This is a genomic window from Parolsenella sp., from assembly GCF_982402205.1.
In genome coordinates this window covers 1-16,150 of sequence record NZ_CEVYAT010000026.1, presented here as the reverse complement: position 1 = coordinate 16,150, position 16,150 = coordinate 1, and the positions used below count along the sequence as shown (strand labels likewise).

15 protein-coding genes are annotated in these 16,150 nt (G+C 67.1%); 10 read left to right on the top strand and 5 right to left on the bottom strand.

Annotation, left to right across the window (positions count from 1 at the left end):
* Positions 1–365: 365 nt before the first annotated feature.
* Positions 366–1,205: a sulfide/dihydroorotate dehydrogenase-like FAD/NAD-binding protein gene (locus tag AC1VTH_RS02875; RefSeq protein ID WP_481334590.1), complete on the top strand. Its 840-nt coding sequence runs from the start codon at positions 366–368 to the stop codon at positions 1,203–1,205.
* A complete protein-coding gene (gene gltA / locus AC1VTH_RS02870) occupies positions 1,193–2,602 on the top strand; it encodes an NADPH-dependent glutamate synthase (RefSeq protein WP_481334588.1) in 1,410 nt (469 codons plus the stop codon). The genes AC1VTH_RS02875 and gltA overlap by 13 nt, the downstream gene beginning before the upstream one ends.
* Before the next feature lie 241 nt (positions 2,603–2,843).
* On the opposite strand, the gene AC1VTH_RS02865 is transcribed toward gltA, so the two are convergent.
* The 3 genes from AC1VTH_RS02865 to AC1VTH_RS02855 are packed head-to-tail and all read right to left on the bottom strand — an operon-like array spanning position 2,844 to position 6,528.
* Complete coding sequence (locus AC1VTH_RS02865; protein WP_481334587.1) at positions 2,844–4,055, bottom strand: FAD-binding protein; 1,212 nt, start codon at positions 4,053–4,055, stop codon at positions 2,844–2,846.
* A complete protein-coding gene (locus AC1VTH_RS02860; protein WP_293825206.1) occupies positions 4,052–4,834 on the bottom strand; it encodes an electron transfer flavoprotein subunit beta/FixA family protein in 783 nt (260 codons plus the stop codon). The genes AC1VTH_RS02865 and AC1VTH_RS02860 overlap by 4 nt, the downstream gene beginning before the upstream one ends.
* The gene (locus AC1VTH_RS02855) at positions 4,831–6,528 is read right to left on the bottom strand and encodes an FAD-binding oxidoreductase (RefSeq protein WP_481334585.1); all 1,698 of its coding nucleotides are present in this window, start codon (positions 6,526–6,528) and stop codon (positions 4,831–4,833) included. The genes AC1VTH_RS02860 and AC1VTH_RS02855 overlap by 4 nt, the downstream gene beginning before the upstream one ends.
* Before the next feature lie 304 nt (positions 6,529–6,832).
* Between AC1VTH_RS02855 and AC1VTH_RS02850 the strand changes: the two genes are divergently transcribed.
* The 6 genes from AC1VTH_RS02850 (at position 6,833) to AC1VTH_RS02825 (ending at position 12,002) form a co-directional block, all read left to right on the top strand.
* The gene (locus AC1VTH_RS02850; RefSeq protein ID WP_301829060.1) at positions 6,833–7,411 is read left to right on the top strand and encodes a xanthine phosphoribosyltransferase; all 579 of its coding nucleotides are present in this window, start codon (positions 6,833–6,835) and stop codon (positions 7,409–7,411) included.
* 45 nt (positions 7,412–7,456) lie between these two features.
* Positions 7,457–8,146: a M48 family metallopeptidase gene (locus AC1VTH_RS02845; protein WP_481334583.1), complete on the top strand. Its 690-nt coding sequence runs from the start codon at positions 7,457–7,459 to the stop codon at positions 8,144–8,146.
* Positions 8,147–8,379: 233 nt separating this feature from the next.
* Complete coding sequence (locus tag AC1VTH_RS02840) at positions 8,380–8,853, top strand: deoxycytidylate deaminase (protein ID WP_293673968.1); 474 nt, start codon at positions 8,380–8,382, stop codon at positions 8,851–8,853.
* Between the two features lie 120 nt (positions 8,854–8,973).
* Positions 8,974–9,345, top strand: coding sequence for an ArsR/SmtB family transcription factor (locus AC1VTH_RS02835; protein ID WP_481334581.1), 372 nt, complete (start codon positions 8,974–8,976; stop codon positions 9,343–9,345).
* Between the two features lie 309 nt (positions 9,346–9,654).
* Complete coding sequence (locus AC1VTH_RS02830) at positions 9,655–9,873, top strand: cation transporter (RefSeq protein WP_293673966.1); 219 nt, start codon at positions 9,655–9,657, stop codon at positions 9,871–9,873.
* Between the two features lie 149 nt (positions 9,874–10,022).
* Positions 10,023–12,002, top strand: coding sequence for a heavy metal translocating P-type ATPase (locus AC1VTH_RS02825; protein WP_481334580.1), 1,980 nt, complete (start codon positions 10,023–10,025; stop codon positions 12,000–12,002).
* 785 nt (positions 12,003–12,787) lie between these two features.
* Here the strand turns inward: AC1VTH_RS02825 and AC1VTH_RS02820 are convergent.
* Positions 12,788–13,219: an FKBP-type peptidyl-prolyl cis-trans isomerase gene (locus tag AC1VTH_RS02820; protein WP_293673964.1), complete on the bottom strand. Its 432-nt coding sequence runs from the start codon at positions 13,217–13,219 to the stop codon at positions 12,788–12,790.
* Between the two features lie 133 nt (positions 13,220–13,352).
* Between AC1VTH_RS02820 and AC1VTH_RS02815 the strand changes: the two genes are divergently transcribed.
* Together AC1VTH_RS02815 and AC1VTH_RS02810 are read left to right on the top strand one after the other, a co-directional pair.
* Positions 13,353–13,760 carry a hypothetical protein gene (locus AC1VTH_RS02815; protein ID WP_293673963.1) on the top strand — a complete coding sequence of 136 codons (408 nt, stop codon included), beginning with the start codon at positions 13,353–13,355 and terminating at the stop codon, positions 13,758–13,760.
* Positions 13,761–14,123: 363 nt separating this feature from the next.
* Positions 14,124–15,137: a DUF5692 family protein gene (locus tag AC1VTH_RS02810; protein ID WP_481334579.1), complete on the top strand. Its 1,014-nt coding sequence runs from the start codon at positions 14,124–14,126 to the stop codon at positions 15,135–15,137.
* Between the two features lie 262 nt (positions 15,138–15,399).
* Here AC1VTH_RS02810 and AC1VTH_RS02805 read toward each other — a convergent pair whose 3' ends face one another.
* A complete protein-coding gene (locus AC1VTH_RS02805; protein ID WP_481334578.1) occupies positions 15,400–16,023 on the bottom strand; it encodes an ABC transporter ATP-binding protein in 624 nt (207 codons plus the stop codon).
* Between the last annotated feature and the right edge of the window lie 127 nt (positions 16,024–16,150).

The window sequence follows — 16,150 nt, the reverse complement described above, 5'->3', positions numbered from 1 at the left end:
CCCGCCTACGGTGCTCGCGGCGCCACACCACACCCCCGCGGAACCGCATCCTGCAAACGGTAGAAATACACCCGCGAACGGCACATCGCGCAAAATGCCCCTTGCGACCTCGACCGCTCGCAGATACACCCCGCCCGCACAGCCGCAGCTACGCGCGTCGGCCCCTAATAAGTTGACCTCTCCACAGTGGTCATTCCGCTGAATATCCGCAGCTCAGAGGCATTACCCGCACCGAAACACAGCGGCAACAACCTATCAGCCGCGATAGAATTACCCGGTGTGTGCAAACACGCGCCAACGCGTGGCGGCTCGGGGCATATGGCCGCCGCTCAGGCGCAAGACGCAAGACAGGAGAGGAGATCTGCATGTACAAGATCCTCAAAAAGACGCAGTTCTCGGAGAAGGTGTTCGAGTTCCGCGTGGAGGCCCCGCAAATGGCCAAGAAGGCCCACGCCGGCCAGTTCCTCATGGTCCGCGCGAACGAGCAGGGCGAGCGCGTCCCGTTCACCCTCGCCGGCTGGAACGCCGAGGAGGGCTGGATCGAGTTCATCTTTATGGTGATCGGCAAGACCACCGAGATGCTCTCGCAGTACAACGAGGGGGACGAGCTCCAGGACGTCACCGGCCCGCTGGGCAACCCCACCGAGCTCGAGGGCGACCGCGTGGTCGTGCTCGGCGGCGGCGTTGGCCTGGCCATCGCCTACCCCGTTGCCCGCACTTTCTGCGAGCAGGGCAAGAAGGTCTCGGTCATCATGGGCGCCCGCACCAAGGACCTGCTAATCCTCACCGACCAGTTCAAGGCGCTGCCGCTTGAGGGCCTCTACATCACCACCGACGATGGCTCCGAGGGCGAGAAGGGCGTCGTCACCGCCCCGCTCGAGCGCCTCTGCCAGGAGGGCGCCGTCGACGCCGCCTTCTGCGTTGGCCCCGTTCCCATGATGAAGTTCTCCGCCCTCACGGCCGAGAAGTACAACCTGCCCATCGTTGCCTCCCTCAACCCCATCATGGTTGACGGCACGGGCATGTGCGGCTGCTGCCGCGTCGAGGTTGGCGGCAAGACCAAGTTCGCCTGCGTCGACGGCCCGGACTTTGACGCCACCCAGGTCGACTGGAATGACCTTCGCGCCCGCCAGGGCTCGTATCGCACCGAAGAGGGCCAGGCCATGGAGGCCTACAAGGAGGAGAGCTGCGCATGCCACAGGTAAACGGTAAGTACAAGCCCAACATGAAGGCTCCCCGCACCCCCTACGTCGAGGAGCTCCCCGAGGAGCGCGCCCAGGACTTCCGCCCGGTCGACCGTGGCTACTCCATGGCCGACGCCGTGGCCGAGGCCAACCGCTGCCTCGACTGCAAGAACCCCAAGTGCGTCCAGGGCTGCCCCGTCAACATCAACATCCCCGGCTTCATCGAGAAGATCCGCGAGGGCAACTTCGGTGGCGGCCTCGACATCATTCGCGAGGCGAGCCTGCTGCCTTCCGTCTGCGGCCGCGTGTGCCCGCAGGAGAACCAGTGCGAGGGCAACTGCGTCCTCAACAACAAGGACCGCGCCATCGCCATTGGCCAGCTCGAGCGCTTCCTGGGCGACAACGCCACCGAGCTCGCCCATGACCCCGAGGTCAAGCCGTCCAACGGCAAGAAGGTCGCCGTCGTGGGCTCCGGCCCCTCCGGCATCGCCTGCGCCGGCGAGCTCGCCCGCAACGGCTATGAGGTCACGGTCTTCGAGGCCTTCTTCACCGGCGGCGGCGTGCTGACCTACGGCATCCCCGAGTTCCGTCTGCCCAAGAAGATCGTCAAGCGCGAGATCGACGGCCTGGAGAAGCTCGGCGTCAAGTTCGAGTACAACAGCGTCGTGGGCCGCATCACCGACGCCAAAGAGCTCTTCGAGGAGCAGGGCTTCGACGCCATGTACCTCGCCGTGGGCGCCGGCCTGCCCAAGTTCCTCAACGTTCCGGGCGAGAACCTCCCCGGCGTCTTCTGCGCCAACGAGTACCTCACCCGCGTGAACCTCATGAAGGCCGAGAAGTTCCCCGAGTTCGACACCCCCACCAAGCACGGCAAGAACGTCGTCGTCTTTGGTGGCGGCAACGTCGCCATGGATGCGGCCCGCACCGCGCTGCGCCTTGGCGCCGACACCGTGACGCTGGCCTACCGCCGCACCGAGGAGGAGATGCCCGCCCGTAAGGCGGAGCTCCACCACGCCAAGCAGGAGGGTGTCAAGATCCTCCCGCTCGTCTCGCCGCTGGAGTTCGAGGCCGACGAGAACGGCTTCGTCTCCAAGGTCAAGCTCGAGCGCATGGAGCTTGGCGAGCCCGACGAGAGCGGCCGTCGCCGTCCGCACCCGGTCGAGGGCTCCGAGTTCGAGATTCCCTGCGACGTCGCCGTCACGGCCATTGGCACGAACGCCAACCCGTTCCCCAAGCTCGCCGCCGAGGACGTGGCCCTCAACAAGTGGGGCTACATCGAGGCCGACGAGAACGGCCGCACGTCCGACCCGCGCATCTGGGCCGGCGGTGACATCGTCACCGGTGCCGCCACGGTCATCCTGGCCATGGGCGCCGGCAAGAAGGCCGCCCACTCCATGATGGAGGCCCTGGAGGCCTAGGCGATATCGCCCACGCCATCGCACGCATGAGGCGACCCCCGAGACCACGCGGCCTTGGGGGTCGTTCTTTTTGAGTTTGAGCTGGAGCTGGATTGGCCCGCACGCGCCAGGGGGGGGCGGGGTGTGCGGCGTCGCCAGCGCGTCAGGCGCGCCCACCCCTTGGGCGAGAAGGGCACCAAGCAGGCCAGCGATGCGTCGGACAAGGACAAGCCGGCCGAGAAGAACTCAGCGGCGGGCTGCCCTACTCCGCGGCCTCGAGCTGGGAGATGAGGGCCTCCACGACCTCGTGGCAGTCGCCCACGACCTTGTACTGGGCCACACCAAAGATGGGGGCGTCGGCGTCCTCGTTCACGGCCACCACCGTACCCGCGCCCGAGATGCCCGCGAGGTGCTGGATGGCACCCGAGACGCCCAGGCTCACGAGCGGGCGCGGCGCCACCGAGACGCCCGTCTGCCCCACCTGGTGGGCGTAGTCGAGCCAGCCGGCCTCCACCACGGGGCGCGTGCAGCCAATCTCGGCGCTGCAACCCAGGTGCTGGCCCAGAAGCTCGGCGAGCCGCCTCACGCGGGCGAGCTCCTTCTTGCTGCCGATGCCGCGGCCCACCACCACGAGCACGTCGGCATCGGCGATCGAGGCGTCCGCACCGCTGGCCTCGCGGCTCACCACGCGCACGCGCCCGTACACCTCGGGGTCGAGGTCAACGTCGGTCACGATGGCGCTGCGCACCTCGCGCGGCTCGGGCGCGACAAAGATGCCGGGGCGCACGGTGGCCATCTGCGGACGGTGGCTCGGGCACACGATCGTGGCCATGAGGTTGCCGCCAAAGGCCGGGCGCGTCTGCTGCAGCAAGCCCGCCTCGGCGTCCATCTCGAGCACCGTGCAGTCTGCCGTGAGGCCCGTCTGGAGCAACACCGCCACGCGCGGGGCAAGCTCGCGGCCAAAGTTCGTGGCGCCGTAGAGGATGACCTCGGGCTTGTAGGTGTTGGCAAGGTCTGCGAGCCACGCAGCGAAGACCTCGGCGTCCGCGTGGGCCAGGCGGTCGTCGCAGGTGCGGATGACCTCGTCGGCGCCCGCCCCCATGAGGGTGCGGGCGTTGTCGTCGTCTGCCTCGGCGGCCTCACCGACCACGGCCACGAGGTCACAGCCGCGCTCGTCTGCCAGCTCGCGGGCGCGCCCCAGCAGCTCGAGCGCCACAGGAAGCACCGTGCCCACAGCGTCTACCTGAGCAAACACCCAGATGTTCTTGTACTCGTCAAGGGAGACGCCAGCGGCAACGTCCTTCTCGATGGACAGGGCGCCCACCGGACAGGCATCGACGCACATGCCACAGCTAACGCAGCCGTCCAGCACGTGGGCGCGGCGCTCCACGACCTCGATGCCGGCGTTTGCGCACACGCGCTCGCAGCGGCGGCAGCCCACGCACTTGCTCTCATCGACCACAAGACCGCTCATCGCGCGACCTCCTCAAAGACTCGGAGCAGCTCGGCGGCCTGCTCGTCTGGCGTGCCCGCAACCTCGTGCGCCTCGTTTGTACGCTCGGGCACAAACGAGCGCACCACCTGCGTGGGCGAGCCGTCCAGGCCGCAGCGGGAGCGGTCAGCACCGGCCGCGGCGGCGTCGAGCACGCACACCTCGGCCGCGGCAGCCGCACGCACTCCGGTGATGCTGGGCATGCGCAGGGTCGCGATGTCCTTGGTCACCGTGATCACGGCCGGTAGCGGCACCGCGACCACCTCGGAGCCCTCGTCGGTGTCGTGGCACACCACCAGGTGCTTGTCGTCTGCCACGAGCACCTCGGTGACACTCGTGACGCAGGGAACGCCCAGAAGGCCGCCCAGCTCGGGGCCAATCTGGGCCGTGTCGCCGTCGACGGCCATCTTGCCGCACACGAGCAGGTCGCAGCCGCCCAGCCGCTCGATGCCCAGCGACAGGGCGTAGGAGGTGGCAAGGGTGTCGGCGCCGGCAAAGGCGCGGTCCGAGAGGAGCAGCGCGTCGGTGGCGCCGCGGGCGATGGCGTCGCGCAGCAGGCGCGCCGTGTCGGGGATACCCATCGACAGCACCGAGACGGTGCCTCCCAGCTCGTCCTTTATGGCAAGCGCCACCTCGAGCGCCGCCGTGTCGAAGGGGTTCGCGACAGACTGCCTGCCGTCACGGACGATCGTGTTGGTCTTGGGGTCCATGCGCACCTCGGTGGTGGAGGGCACGGCCTTCATGCAGACGATGCTCCTCATGCGCCCTCGCCTCCCCTCTTGGCCTCGCCGGGCATGGGCGCGACCTCGCCGGCAACGGGCGTGGCCACGGCGGCAGCATCGCCGCTCGCGCCCGCCGCCTCGCCTTTCTCGGCCCTCATGGCGTCAAGCAGGTCCTCGCCAAACAGGTTGCCACGGCCCAGCTGCGCCGCCGGGTCGAGTTCGAGCTTGAGGGCGGCCATCTCCTGGATGCGCCTGGCACCGTACATGGTCTTGAGGAAGCCGCGCTTGATCTTGCCCACGCCGTGCTCGGCCGAGACCGCACCGCCCATCGAGGTGACCTCGGCGGCCCAGCGGGCAAAGAGGCCCTTGCCGGCGGCAAAGTCCTCGTCGTCGCGCGGCAGGACGTTCACGTGCAGGTGGTTGCTGCCAATGTGGCCCCACGCGGCACTCTGGAGGCCCGCCTCGGCAAGCGTGGTGCGGTAGAGCGCCACCACGTCGTGCAGGCGCTCGTCGGGCACCGACATGTCGCTGCCCAGCTTGGTGATGGTGGGGTTGGTGCGGCGACGCTCGTCGATAAGCATGTTGACGCTCTCGGGCACCGCGTGGCGGAAGAAGCGCTGGCACTCGCGGTCGACGTCGGTGCGGGCCACCCAGGTGTCGGCCTCGTTCGCGCCCACGGCCGCCATCGCGTCGCCGATGGCATAGAGCTCGGCCGTGGCCTCGTCCTCGCTCTCGCAGTCGAGCTCGAGGTAGACGCAGCAGGCGAAGCGCTCGTCGACGGCGGGCAGGCTCGAGAACGCGACGCTCTTCTCGCGCTGGGAGCGCAGGATCGAGAGGGCTCCCGCGTCGAAATACTCGATCGCGGCGGCGCGGGCCAGAGTCGGGCGCACCGCGCAGGTGAAGTCCAGGGCCGCCTCCTCGCTCTCGAAGAAGCAGCTTACGCCCCACACCACGGCGGGTGTGGCCGTAAGGGCAAGCTCGACCTCGGTCACGACGCCCAGGGTGCCGTCGGAGCCCACGAACAGGTCAAGGGCGTCCATGTCGTCGGCGACGTAGTAGCCCGAGGCGTTCTTGGTGCGCGGCATCTGGTAGGTGGGGAGGTGCAGCTCAAGTTCGCGACCTCCCTCGGTGGAAAGGCGCAGGGTGCGGCCGCTCGCGCGCACCTGGCCGCGGGCAAGCGACAGCACGTCGCCGTCTGCCAGCACCACGCGCAGGGCGCTCACGTGCGGACGCACGGGGCCGTAGCCGTAGCTGCGCGCGCCCGAGGCGTTGCAGGCCACCATGCCGCCGATGCAGGCGCTCGTCTCGGTGGGATCGGTGGGAAAGAACTGCTCGGGGCCGGCATAGAGGGCGTCGAGCGCCGTCAGGCTCTCGTCGCTCCAGCCCACGGTGGGCAGCGACTTGCCCGCGAGCTGCTTGCGCAGGTTGGCGAGCACCACGCCCGGCTGCACGCGCACGTAGAAGCGGCCATCGTCGTCCTGACGAAGCCCCAGAACGCGGTCCATGCGCGAGAGGTTCATCACGTGACCGCCGTGAGGCACGGCGCCCGCGGCAAGGCCCGTGCGCGCGCCCTGCACCGTCACCGGAACGGCCGCGGCGTGCAGGCTTCGCAGCACGTCTCGCACGTCGTCCTCGCTGGTGGGAAATGAGATGGAGTCGGCCTCGCCCACCGTGCGCGACTCGTCGCGCACGTACTCCTCGAGCTCGGGGCCAAACGAAATGATCTGCGCCATTGCGGCACCTCTCGCCACAAGCCCCGCGGCGTGACAGGGGGGGGGACGTGTCTTTTGTCACGTCCCAAGCGTGACAGAAGGCACGTCCCTCCGTCACGCCGCCACCGCGCGGGGCAACTGCTAGTGAAGCCACGATAGCCGCCCCACGTTGCCGATGCGTTTCACGCCCGATTTGCGCCAAAGTGACGCCAATGCGAGAAGCTCGCCCGCAAACGGTCAAAAAGGCGGCATAATGGTCAGAAAACTCAGTCGCGCCGGAGCGCATGCCCGGCCGAAAAACCGAGACGTCAGGAGGACACGCCGCATGAAGGAGCTCGAGGATCGCATTCGCCAGGACGGCATCGTTCGCGAGGGCAACGTCCTGAAGGTGGACAGCTTCCTCAACCACAAGTGCGACGTGTCGCTCTACGACAAGATGGGCACCGAGTGGGCGCGCCTGTTCGCCGGCAAGCAGGTCGACAAGATCCTGACCATCGAGAGCTCGGGCATTGGCATCGCCTGCGTGGCCTCCACCCACTTTGGCAACGTGCCCGTGGTCTTTGCCCGCAAGACCGAGTCCAAGAACCTCGACGGCGAGCAGTACCGCACGCAGATCAAGAGCTACACCAAGGGCCGCACCTACGAGGTCATCGTGGCCAAGCGCTTCCTCGAGCGCGGCGAGCACGTCATCATCCTCGACGACTTCCTGGCCATGGGCTGCGCCCTCAACGGCCTGCTCGAGATTTGCGAGGAGGCCGGCGTCATCGTCGAGGGCATTGGCATCGCCATCGAGAAGGGCTTCCAGCCGGGCGGCAAGGAGCTGCGCGAGCGCGGCTACCAGGTCGAGAGCCTGGCCATCGTCAACTCGATGGACGCCGCCACCGGCGACATCGAGTTCGCCTAGCGAGCTGCGGGCTGCCCCAGGGGCGCACGCCGCGGTAGCCATCTCATGGCCGAGCAGAGCTACATACTCCACGTACGCTGCGGGGACGGTGCCTTGGGCTCCGTCCCCGTTCTCGTGACGCGCAAGCGGGTCAAGAACCTCAACCTGCGCGTGCGCCGCGACAAAACGGTGGTGGCGAGCGTGCCCTGGCGCTGCTCGCAGGCCCGCGCACAGGAGTTTCTCAACGTCCACGCGGGGTGGATCGCGAGCGCGCTCGCACGGCGTGCCGCCCGCAATGCCGGGCGGGACGCGGGCGCGGATGATGCCGAGCAGGACGGAAGCGCCAGCGAGGCCCGCGTGGGCAGCTACGCCCTGTGGGGGCAAGAGGTTCGCTGCGAGGGCGGCCAGACGCTCAGTGCCGCCGAGCTCGACCGCCTGTGGCGCCGGGAACTCGAGCGGGCACTGCCGCAGGTAGTGGAGCGCATGGAGCCGCTCGTGGGCGCTCACGCCACAAGCTGGCAGCTGCGGGTCATGAGCAGCAGGTGGGGATCGTGCACGCCGACGCGCGGGTCGATCCGCATCAACGTGAGGCTCGCGGCCTACCCGCCCGCGTGCCTCGAGTACGTGGTTGTCCACGAGCTCGCCAACCTCATCGAGCCCTCGCACAGCGCGCGCTTCCACGCCGTGGTGGCCCGCGCCATCCCAGACGAGGCGCAGGTGCGGGCACGTCTGCGCCAGCCGCCGCTGGGGAGGTAGGGCCGGCCCTTCTCGGCCACGCTCCGCGCCGCGACGTCTATCGCCCCGCCCCTCTCGGCCACGCTCACCGCCTATCGCCGTGCCCCCATCGCCTTCGCTGTCGCCCCCGTGCTTCTCTCCCCATCACGCTCCCGTTCACAAGCAATAAGCGGACACTTGAATCCGCAGGTGGGATGCGTCATCGTGGATTGAATGCAATCGCGGCGGCCAAGGCCGCCCGGAGAGGAGCCACCATGCCAGGCAAGCGCACCGACGTCATCAGCTGGGACGAGTTCTTCATGCGCGTGGCCCTTGCGGCGAGCCTGCGCAGCAAGGACCCAAACACGCAGGTGGGAGCCTGCATCGCAGACGCCAACCACCGCATTCTGTCGGTGGGCTACAACGGCACGCCCACCGGCATCAACGACGACGAGTTTCCCTGGAAGACCGTCAACGACCCGCTGTTCGACAAGCACAGCTACGTCATCCACGCCGAGGCCAACGCCATCCTCAACTACCGCGGCTCGCTCAAGGACCTCGACCACGCCACCGTCTACGTGACGCTCTTCCCCTGCCACGAGTGCGCCAAGACCCTCGTGCAGGCGGGCATCGGCGAAGTCGTCTACCTGGGCGACAAGTACGAGGGCACGCAGGACAACCTCATCTCCAAGCGCATCCTCGACACCTGCGGCGTAAGCTACCGCCAGGTGACGCTCAGCGATCTCTAGCGGCCGCGGCGCCTCCGGCACGGCGCCAACGACCGCACCCGCACGTTCCTGGCGCCCGCATCCGTTCAATCCCCGCACCGCACCAGCCCAGCCCGCCTCGTCCACAGAATCGAGCAACACATGGCAGAGACCCACGAACACACGCACGACCACGCCTGCGCGGCCACCGAGGGCTGCCACATCCCCGTGGGCGAGGCGCCCGAGAGCATCCCCGAGGAGGAGCTGCTCTACGACCTGGCAGACCTGTTCAAGGTCTTCTCGGACACCACACGCATCAAGATCCTGTTCACCCTCATGGGCCGCGAGCTGTGCGTGGCCGACATCGCCGACGAGACGGGCACCACGCAGAGCGCCGTATCGCACCAGCTGCGCACCCTCAAGCAGGCCCACCTCGTGAAGTTCGAGCGTGACGGCCGCAACATCGTCTACTCCCTCGCAGACGACCACGTCTACACGATGCTCAACGTAGGCCTCTCGCACATCTGCGAGTAGGGCAAGCGAGGAGGCACGGCCCTGAGCCGCCCCGACCCATCAGGACAACGCGACCTCGGTCCCGGGGCGCCACGACCCGCGCGGGTACGCCTCACGCCGCCCAGTGCGACACCTCGCACCCGTCTCTCCATCGTTCGCGCATTTCTCCCCATCAATCGTTGACACGTCCACGCGCATGGGCATAATCGTTTGTAGCAACACATATGAGCGTCCGTTCAGATGTTCACTCAGACGAACGGCTCCACACAGAGGCATGGCCTCGCAGCGCGTCTAACAGCCGGGGACACCCCGTGAGAGAAGGGCACCACCATGAAGAAGTCTTACAAGCTCGACGAGATCGACTGCGCCAACTGCGCCCGCGAGCTGCAGGACGGCCTTGCCAAGCTCGACGGCGTCGAGAAGGTCTCCGTGAACTTCATGACCCAGAAGCTCACCCTCGAGGCCGACGATGACCGCTTCGACGAGGTGCTCCAGCGCGTCGTCGACTACACGGCAGACGTCGAGCCCGACTGCGAGATCCTGCTCTAATCCCCTCGTATCCCTCCCCTGCCGCAGGCCACGTGTCGCGGCAGGGAATCTTTTCCGCACATTATATGAACGGTTGCTCATACGTTCATCAAAAATGCGCCGGCGCGACCGGCGCGGACCAGGGCAACCATCGGCACCAAGGAGTCACCATGGCACAGGCAAAGGGCACGGCGGCAAAGCCCAAGAAGAAGCGCCGCAAGAAGGAGAGCCAGCAGCACAAGACGAAGCGCGTCCTGCTTGCCCTCGCGATCTTCTTCGTCATCTTCGCCCTCGACGAGACGGGTCTGCTGCGCGCCGCATTTGGCACCCCCGGCAACGTCTACGCCAGCTTTGTCCTCTACCTCGTCCCGTTCGCCATCGCAGGCCACGACGTGCTCGGGAAGGCGTTCAACAACATCCGTCACGGCAAGGTCTTCGACGAGAACTTCCTCATGGCCGTGGCGACCCTTGGCGCCTTCGCGATGGTGCTGTTCCCCAACACCGACCCTCACATGGCCGAGGGCGCGGCCGTCATGCTGTTCTACCAGGTGGGCGAGCTGTTCCAGGCCTACGCCGTGGGCAAGAGCCGCAAGTCCATCGCCGACATGATGGACATCGCCCCCGACTACGCCAACGTCGAGGACGAGAAAGGCGTGCTCGCCCAGGTCTCGCCCGACGACGTGGCCCCCGGCACCGTCATCGTGATCAAGCCCGGCGAGCGCGTGCCCATCGACGGTGCCATCGTCGAGGGCGCCACGCAGCTCGACACAGCGGCGCTCACAGGCGAGTCCGTGCCGCGCCACGCCGAGGTCGGCGCCGACGTCATCTCGGGCTGCATCAACATGACGGGCCTCATCAAGGTGCGCACGACCAAGCCGTTTGGCGAGTCCACCGTGAGCCGCATCCTCGAGCTGGTCGAGAACGCCAGCGAGAAGAAGGCCCGCACCGAGAACTTCATCACGCGCTTCGCCCGCGTCTACACCCCCGCCGTCACTGGCGCGGCCGCGGCACTCGCCCTCATCGGCGGCCTCGTCACCGGCGCCTGGAGCGACTGGATCCTGCGCGGCCTCACGTTCCTTGTCGTGTCGTGCCCCTGCGCCCTCGTCATCTCGGTGCCGCTGTCGTTCTTTGGCGGCATCGGCGGGGCCAGCCGCATCGGCGTGCTCGTGAAGGGCTCCAACTACCTCGAGGCGCTCTCTGAGGTCGACACCGTGGTCTTCGACAAGACCGGCACGCTCACCAACGGCACCTTCGACGTCGTGGCGATCCACCCCGAGGAGGGCATCGACCCCGACTACGTGCTGAGCCACGCTGCCTACGCCGAGGCCTTCAGCGACCACCCCATTGCCATCTCGGTGAAGGCCGCATATAGCGGACAGATAAACCGCGAGCTCATCCGCGACGTTCAGGAAGAGAGCGGCCACGGCGTGTACGCCCGCATCGTCGACGAGACCAACGCCGGCGAGCGCGTGGTGCTCGTGGGCAACGACAAGCTCATGGACGGACATGGCATCTCCTGGAGCAACTGCGAGCTCACCGGCACCATCCTGCACGTGAGCGTCGACGGGCGCTACGTGGGCCACATCGTCATCGCCGACGTGGTGAAGGACGATGCCCAGGCGGCCATCGAGGCGCTCCACGGCTGCGGTGTGAGCAAGACCGTGATGCTCACGGGCGACCGCGCCGAGGTCGCGGCCGCAGTGGCGGAGCAGCTGGGCATCGACGAGTTCCACGCGCAGCTGCTGCCGGCCGACAAGGTGTCCCGGGTCGAGCAGCTCATCTCTGCCGAGGGCAAGCGCGAGAAGCTCGCCTTTGTGGGCGACGGCATCAACGACGCGCCCGTCCTCACCCGCGCCGACGTGGGCATCGCGATGGGCGCCATGGGCAGCGACGCCGCAATCGAGGCGGCCGACGTCGTACTCATGGACGACAAGCCGTCGAACATCGCCCGCGCCATCCGCGTGGCCCGCAAGACCATGCGCATCGTGTGGCAGAACATCGTGTTTGCGCTGGCAGTGAAGCTGATCATCCTGGTGCTCGCCGCGCTTGGCATCGCCAACATGTGGCTCGCCGTCTTTGGCGACGTGGGCGTGGCGATCATCGCCATCCTCAATGCCATGCGCGCCATGCGCGTCGAGGGCAGCAGGTAGCGGCCGCGCTTCTCAGGCCACAGCTCTTGGCAACATATCCCGGCAGCGCCCAATAGGCGCCGGTGTCCGCGGGCATCGGCGCCCCTTTTTGCTGGGCTGGACGACTCCGGGCGGTGCGCAGCTTCGGGCGGCGCGGCTCTGGACAGCGCACGGGTGTGGGCGGGACGCGGCGCCCCCTCAAGGGGCTGGCCCTTCCGCGCAACCAAACAGTCCATCTACCGAAGGTAAGCCGGGACAAATGGCCATTCGACCGAGTTCTGAACGACCTTGGCGGTTATTAGCGGATATGTCTTGATTACAGCCTCGCAAAAACCGCAGGTAAATCAATCGGAACCAAATTCCAGTACTTGGCCGGACGCCATTTTTGGCCAAATAGTCGTTCAGAACTCGATCGAATAACCAAAATTTATCCGACAGCTTCGGTAGATGAGTTGTTCGCCGTTGAACCAGGCGGAAAGACGGACGGCAAATCGACGTTGACGCGCACAGGGCGTCTCGCCCACACAACAAGACGGGCCTCCGCGAGTCGCTGCGGAGGCCCGTCTTGGGTGTTCCCCGCGTGTGGGGGCACGCCGGGAACGAAAGGAAGGAAGGTACTGTTCTGATACCCACGGCGGCGGCGCCAAACCACCAGCCGAGCGCCTTCACGCAGCCGCCACGCCCCCATCACGCCGCCGCCACAAAGCAGACACCGCCGCTTCACAAAAGCCGACGCCCGCATCCAAACGGACACAGGCGGCGGCTCAAAGACAGCGCAAACGCGTGAAGGCAATGGTGGGCGCGCGCTACTTCTCCTCGACCTCAACGAGCTCGATCTCGAAGTTGAGGGGCTTGCCGGCGAGCTCGTGGTTGGCGTCGACCATGATCTTGGACGGCGTCACCTCGACCACGCGGGCGGGAACGAGCTGACCGTTCGGGCCGTGCAGGCCCACCTGGTCGCCCGCGGAGATGCGCTCCATGCCCTGGGTCTGCTCGCGGCGGATGGTGAAGACGAGGTTGTCATCGTGCTCGCCGTAGGCCTCCTTGGGGGCCAGGTGCACGGTCTTCTTCTCGCCCACGGCCATGTCGGCCACGGCGTAGTCGAAGCCGGGGATCATCTGGTGGGCGCCACAGGTGAAGTCGAGGGTCTCGCCACGGTCGTAGCTGCTGTCGAACTGCGTGCCGTCGTCAAGGGTGCCTCGGTAGTTGACCTTGACCTTCTTGCCAATGTTGGACATGCGTCCTCGCTCTCAGTCGGGCGGCGCAGGGGCGGCCGCCAAGAAATTCAACCGTGCAAGCATAGCACCCTCGCCGCCTAGCAAAAGCCCAGTTGGGTATAGTTGTGGGGTCATCAACAAGAAAGGGTTTCCCATGTCCTCTTCTCAGAAGGTCGTCAAGATCGTCAGCTTTGTCCTGTTCGCCCTCGGCATCCTCGACCTCGTGGGCGCCGGCTTCATGATCGCAGGCGTTGGCCTCACCAACGGCGACACGCAGGGCACGGCCGCGATGGTCGCCATCATGTTCTTCATCATGGCCGCGTTCAACATCGTGTTTGCCGCGCTGGGCATCCGCGGGGCCAACAACCCGCGCAACATCGGGGGCTTCCGCGTCATGGCCGTGTTCGCCCTGGCCTTTGACGTGCTCAACATCGCGTCGTCCGCGATGACCAACCCCGGCGCCCTCGCCCAGCCCGCGAGCTTCGTCGTCTACCTCTCGCTCGCGGTGACGCTCGTTGGCTTCGTGAAGTCCGGCGACGTCAAGAAGATCGCCGAGAAGTAGGCATTCGGGTGCCGCTGCGCGCACGGTCACGCACGGCCCGGGTCCACGTCCACGCATGGCCACGCACGGCCCGAGCCCGCTCGCGCTCACGTGCCGCCCGCGCCCCACGTCGGCGCTGCGTCCAACCATGTGCCGCCCGCGCCGGCCACGGCACCAGACGCCGAACACCCGGCACTTTACATAACCAAAACGGCAACGAGCGCCTGGCTCGGCCGCTCCATACCATATGATTTACGGGACGTAGCTTGGGGAGAGCGCTGCGTCCCGCTTTTTGTCCGCGCGAGCGACGCCGCCTCACGGCCGCGCCCGCCGCACACGTATCGCGCCCGGTCCGCAGCCGGGCGCAGGGAAAGGGAGGTAACGATGCTCTTTGACGTCTATGGCGCCACCGCACCGTTCCAGTGGCTTGGCTGGGCCCTCGTGTTCGCGGGCCTCATCCTCGCCAACGAGATCGCCCGTCGCTCCAAGGTTGGCGGCCTCATCATGTTTGGCGTGCTGCCCCTGGCGATGACCATCTACTGCGTGGCCATCGGCATCGGCGTGGCGCAGGGTGCCGAGTGGGCCCTCAACAACCCCACGCACATCTACCAGAACAGCTGGTTCCACTACGCCAAGGTGTACGCGGCGCTGGCCGGCTGCATCGGCTTCATGATGATCAAGTACAAGTGGGGCAAGCTGGGCCGCGCGCACTGGTTCCGCGCCTGGCCGTTCGTGATCGTGGCCATCAACATCCTCATCGCCGTTGGCTCCGACTTCGAGAGCGCCTACCACTTCTTTGCCCTGGACGAGACGACCTGGGTCACCTCCGAGGGCGCCACGCAGCTCGCTGGCTGGAACAACGTCTTCAACGGCATCGCCGGCATCATCAACATCTTCTGCATGACCGGCTGGTGGAGCGTCTACGCCTCCAAGGACGAGGCCGACATGCTGTGGCCCGACATGACGTGGGTCTACATCATTGCCTACGACATCTGGAACTTCTGCTACACCTACAACTGCCTGCCGCACCACGCCTGGTACTGCGGCCTGGCCCTGCTGCTTGCGCCCACCGTCGCCAACTTCTTCTGGAACAAGGGCGGCTGGATCCAGAACCGCGCGTACACGCTGGCCATCTGGTGCATGTTCGCGCAGGTCTTCCCCGCCTTCCAGGAAAAGAGCGTCTTCGTGACGCACTCGACGCTCAACCCCACCACGGCCACCGTCGTGTCGGTCATGGCGCTCGTGGCCAACGTCGCGGCGATTGTCTACATCGTCTACCGCGCCAAGAAGCTGGGCGTCAACCCCTACAAGCAGGACGTCTTCAAGGGCACGAGGGATTGGGAGCAGGCCACGGCCCGTCGCGAGCCTGCCGAGAACGATCCCGCGCTGCAGGCCTAGTCCTTGTGCGAGAAGCGCGAGCGGCCCGGTGCGCCTAGCGCAACCGTCTGACATATGCGAGCGCACGCGCCGCGGCGACCGAGCGATCGGCGTCGCGGCGTTTTCGTTGCAGCGTGACAAAGGGGTCAGAGCCCCGTATCGCGCTACGGGGCCTCGTCCCCAGGCCCTGCCACAGAATCCTAGGAAAATGCCGTTAACCGCATTTTGCGGATAGCCATAACGTCACTTTCCTAGGATTCTGCGAAAGAGCTCTGGCCCCCCGTCACGCCAGAGCAATCTGCCTGGTGGCGATGCGGGCGAGAAGGGCGGGCGAGTGCGAGACGAGCACCATGCCACAGCCGTCGCGTTCCTGCAGGTCAAGCAGCACACCCCAAAGCTCCGCCTGGGTCACGGCGTCGAGCATCGCGGTCGACTCGTCGGCGATGAGGTAGCGCGGCCCGCACGACAGCGCCCGTACCATGGCAAAGCGCATAAGCTCGCCGCCGGAGAGCTCATGCGGCAGGCGCGCCAGCCACTCGTCGCGCACGCCAAACGCACGGCGCAGCGCCACCACGTCGACACCCGGCGCAACGCGCGCCTCGGCCAGGCTCGCCCCCATGCGCATGCGCGGGTCGAACGCCTCCTCGGGATGCTGCAGCAGCAGCTGCACGGGGCTCGCTCCCTCGCGCAGCGCCCCCACGCGCGCGAGCGGCTCGCCGTCCACCAAGACCCTGCCAGCCGTGGGCACGAGATAGCCCGCGAGCAGCCGGCACAGCGTCGTCTTACCCGCACCCGACGGCGCCACAAGCGCCACGCGCTCGCCCGGCTCCACCCTCACGCCGGGATAGCGCAGCGTCCGCCTGCCGCACGGATAGCGATACACGATGTCACGCGCCTCAAGCGCCATGGCGCTCGCCCTCCCCCAGCTCGTCGGTCACCGCAAAGTCATGGTCCGGCAGCGCGTGCCACAACGCGCGCGAGAAGGGGTGGCGCAGCAGCTCGGGCGCAGCAAAGCTCTCCACGCTCGTCTCCTC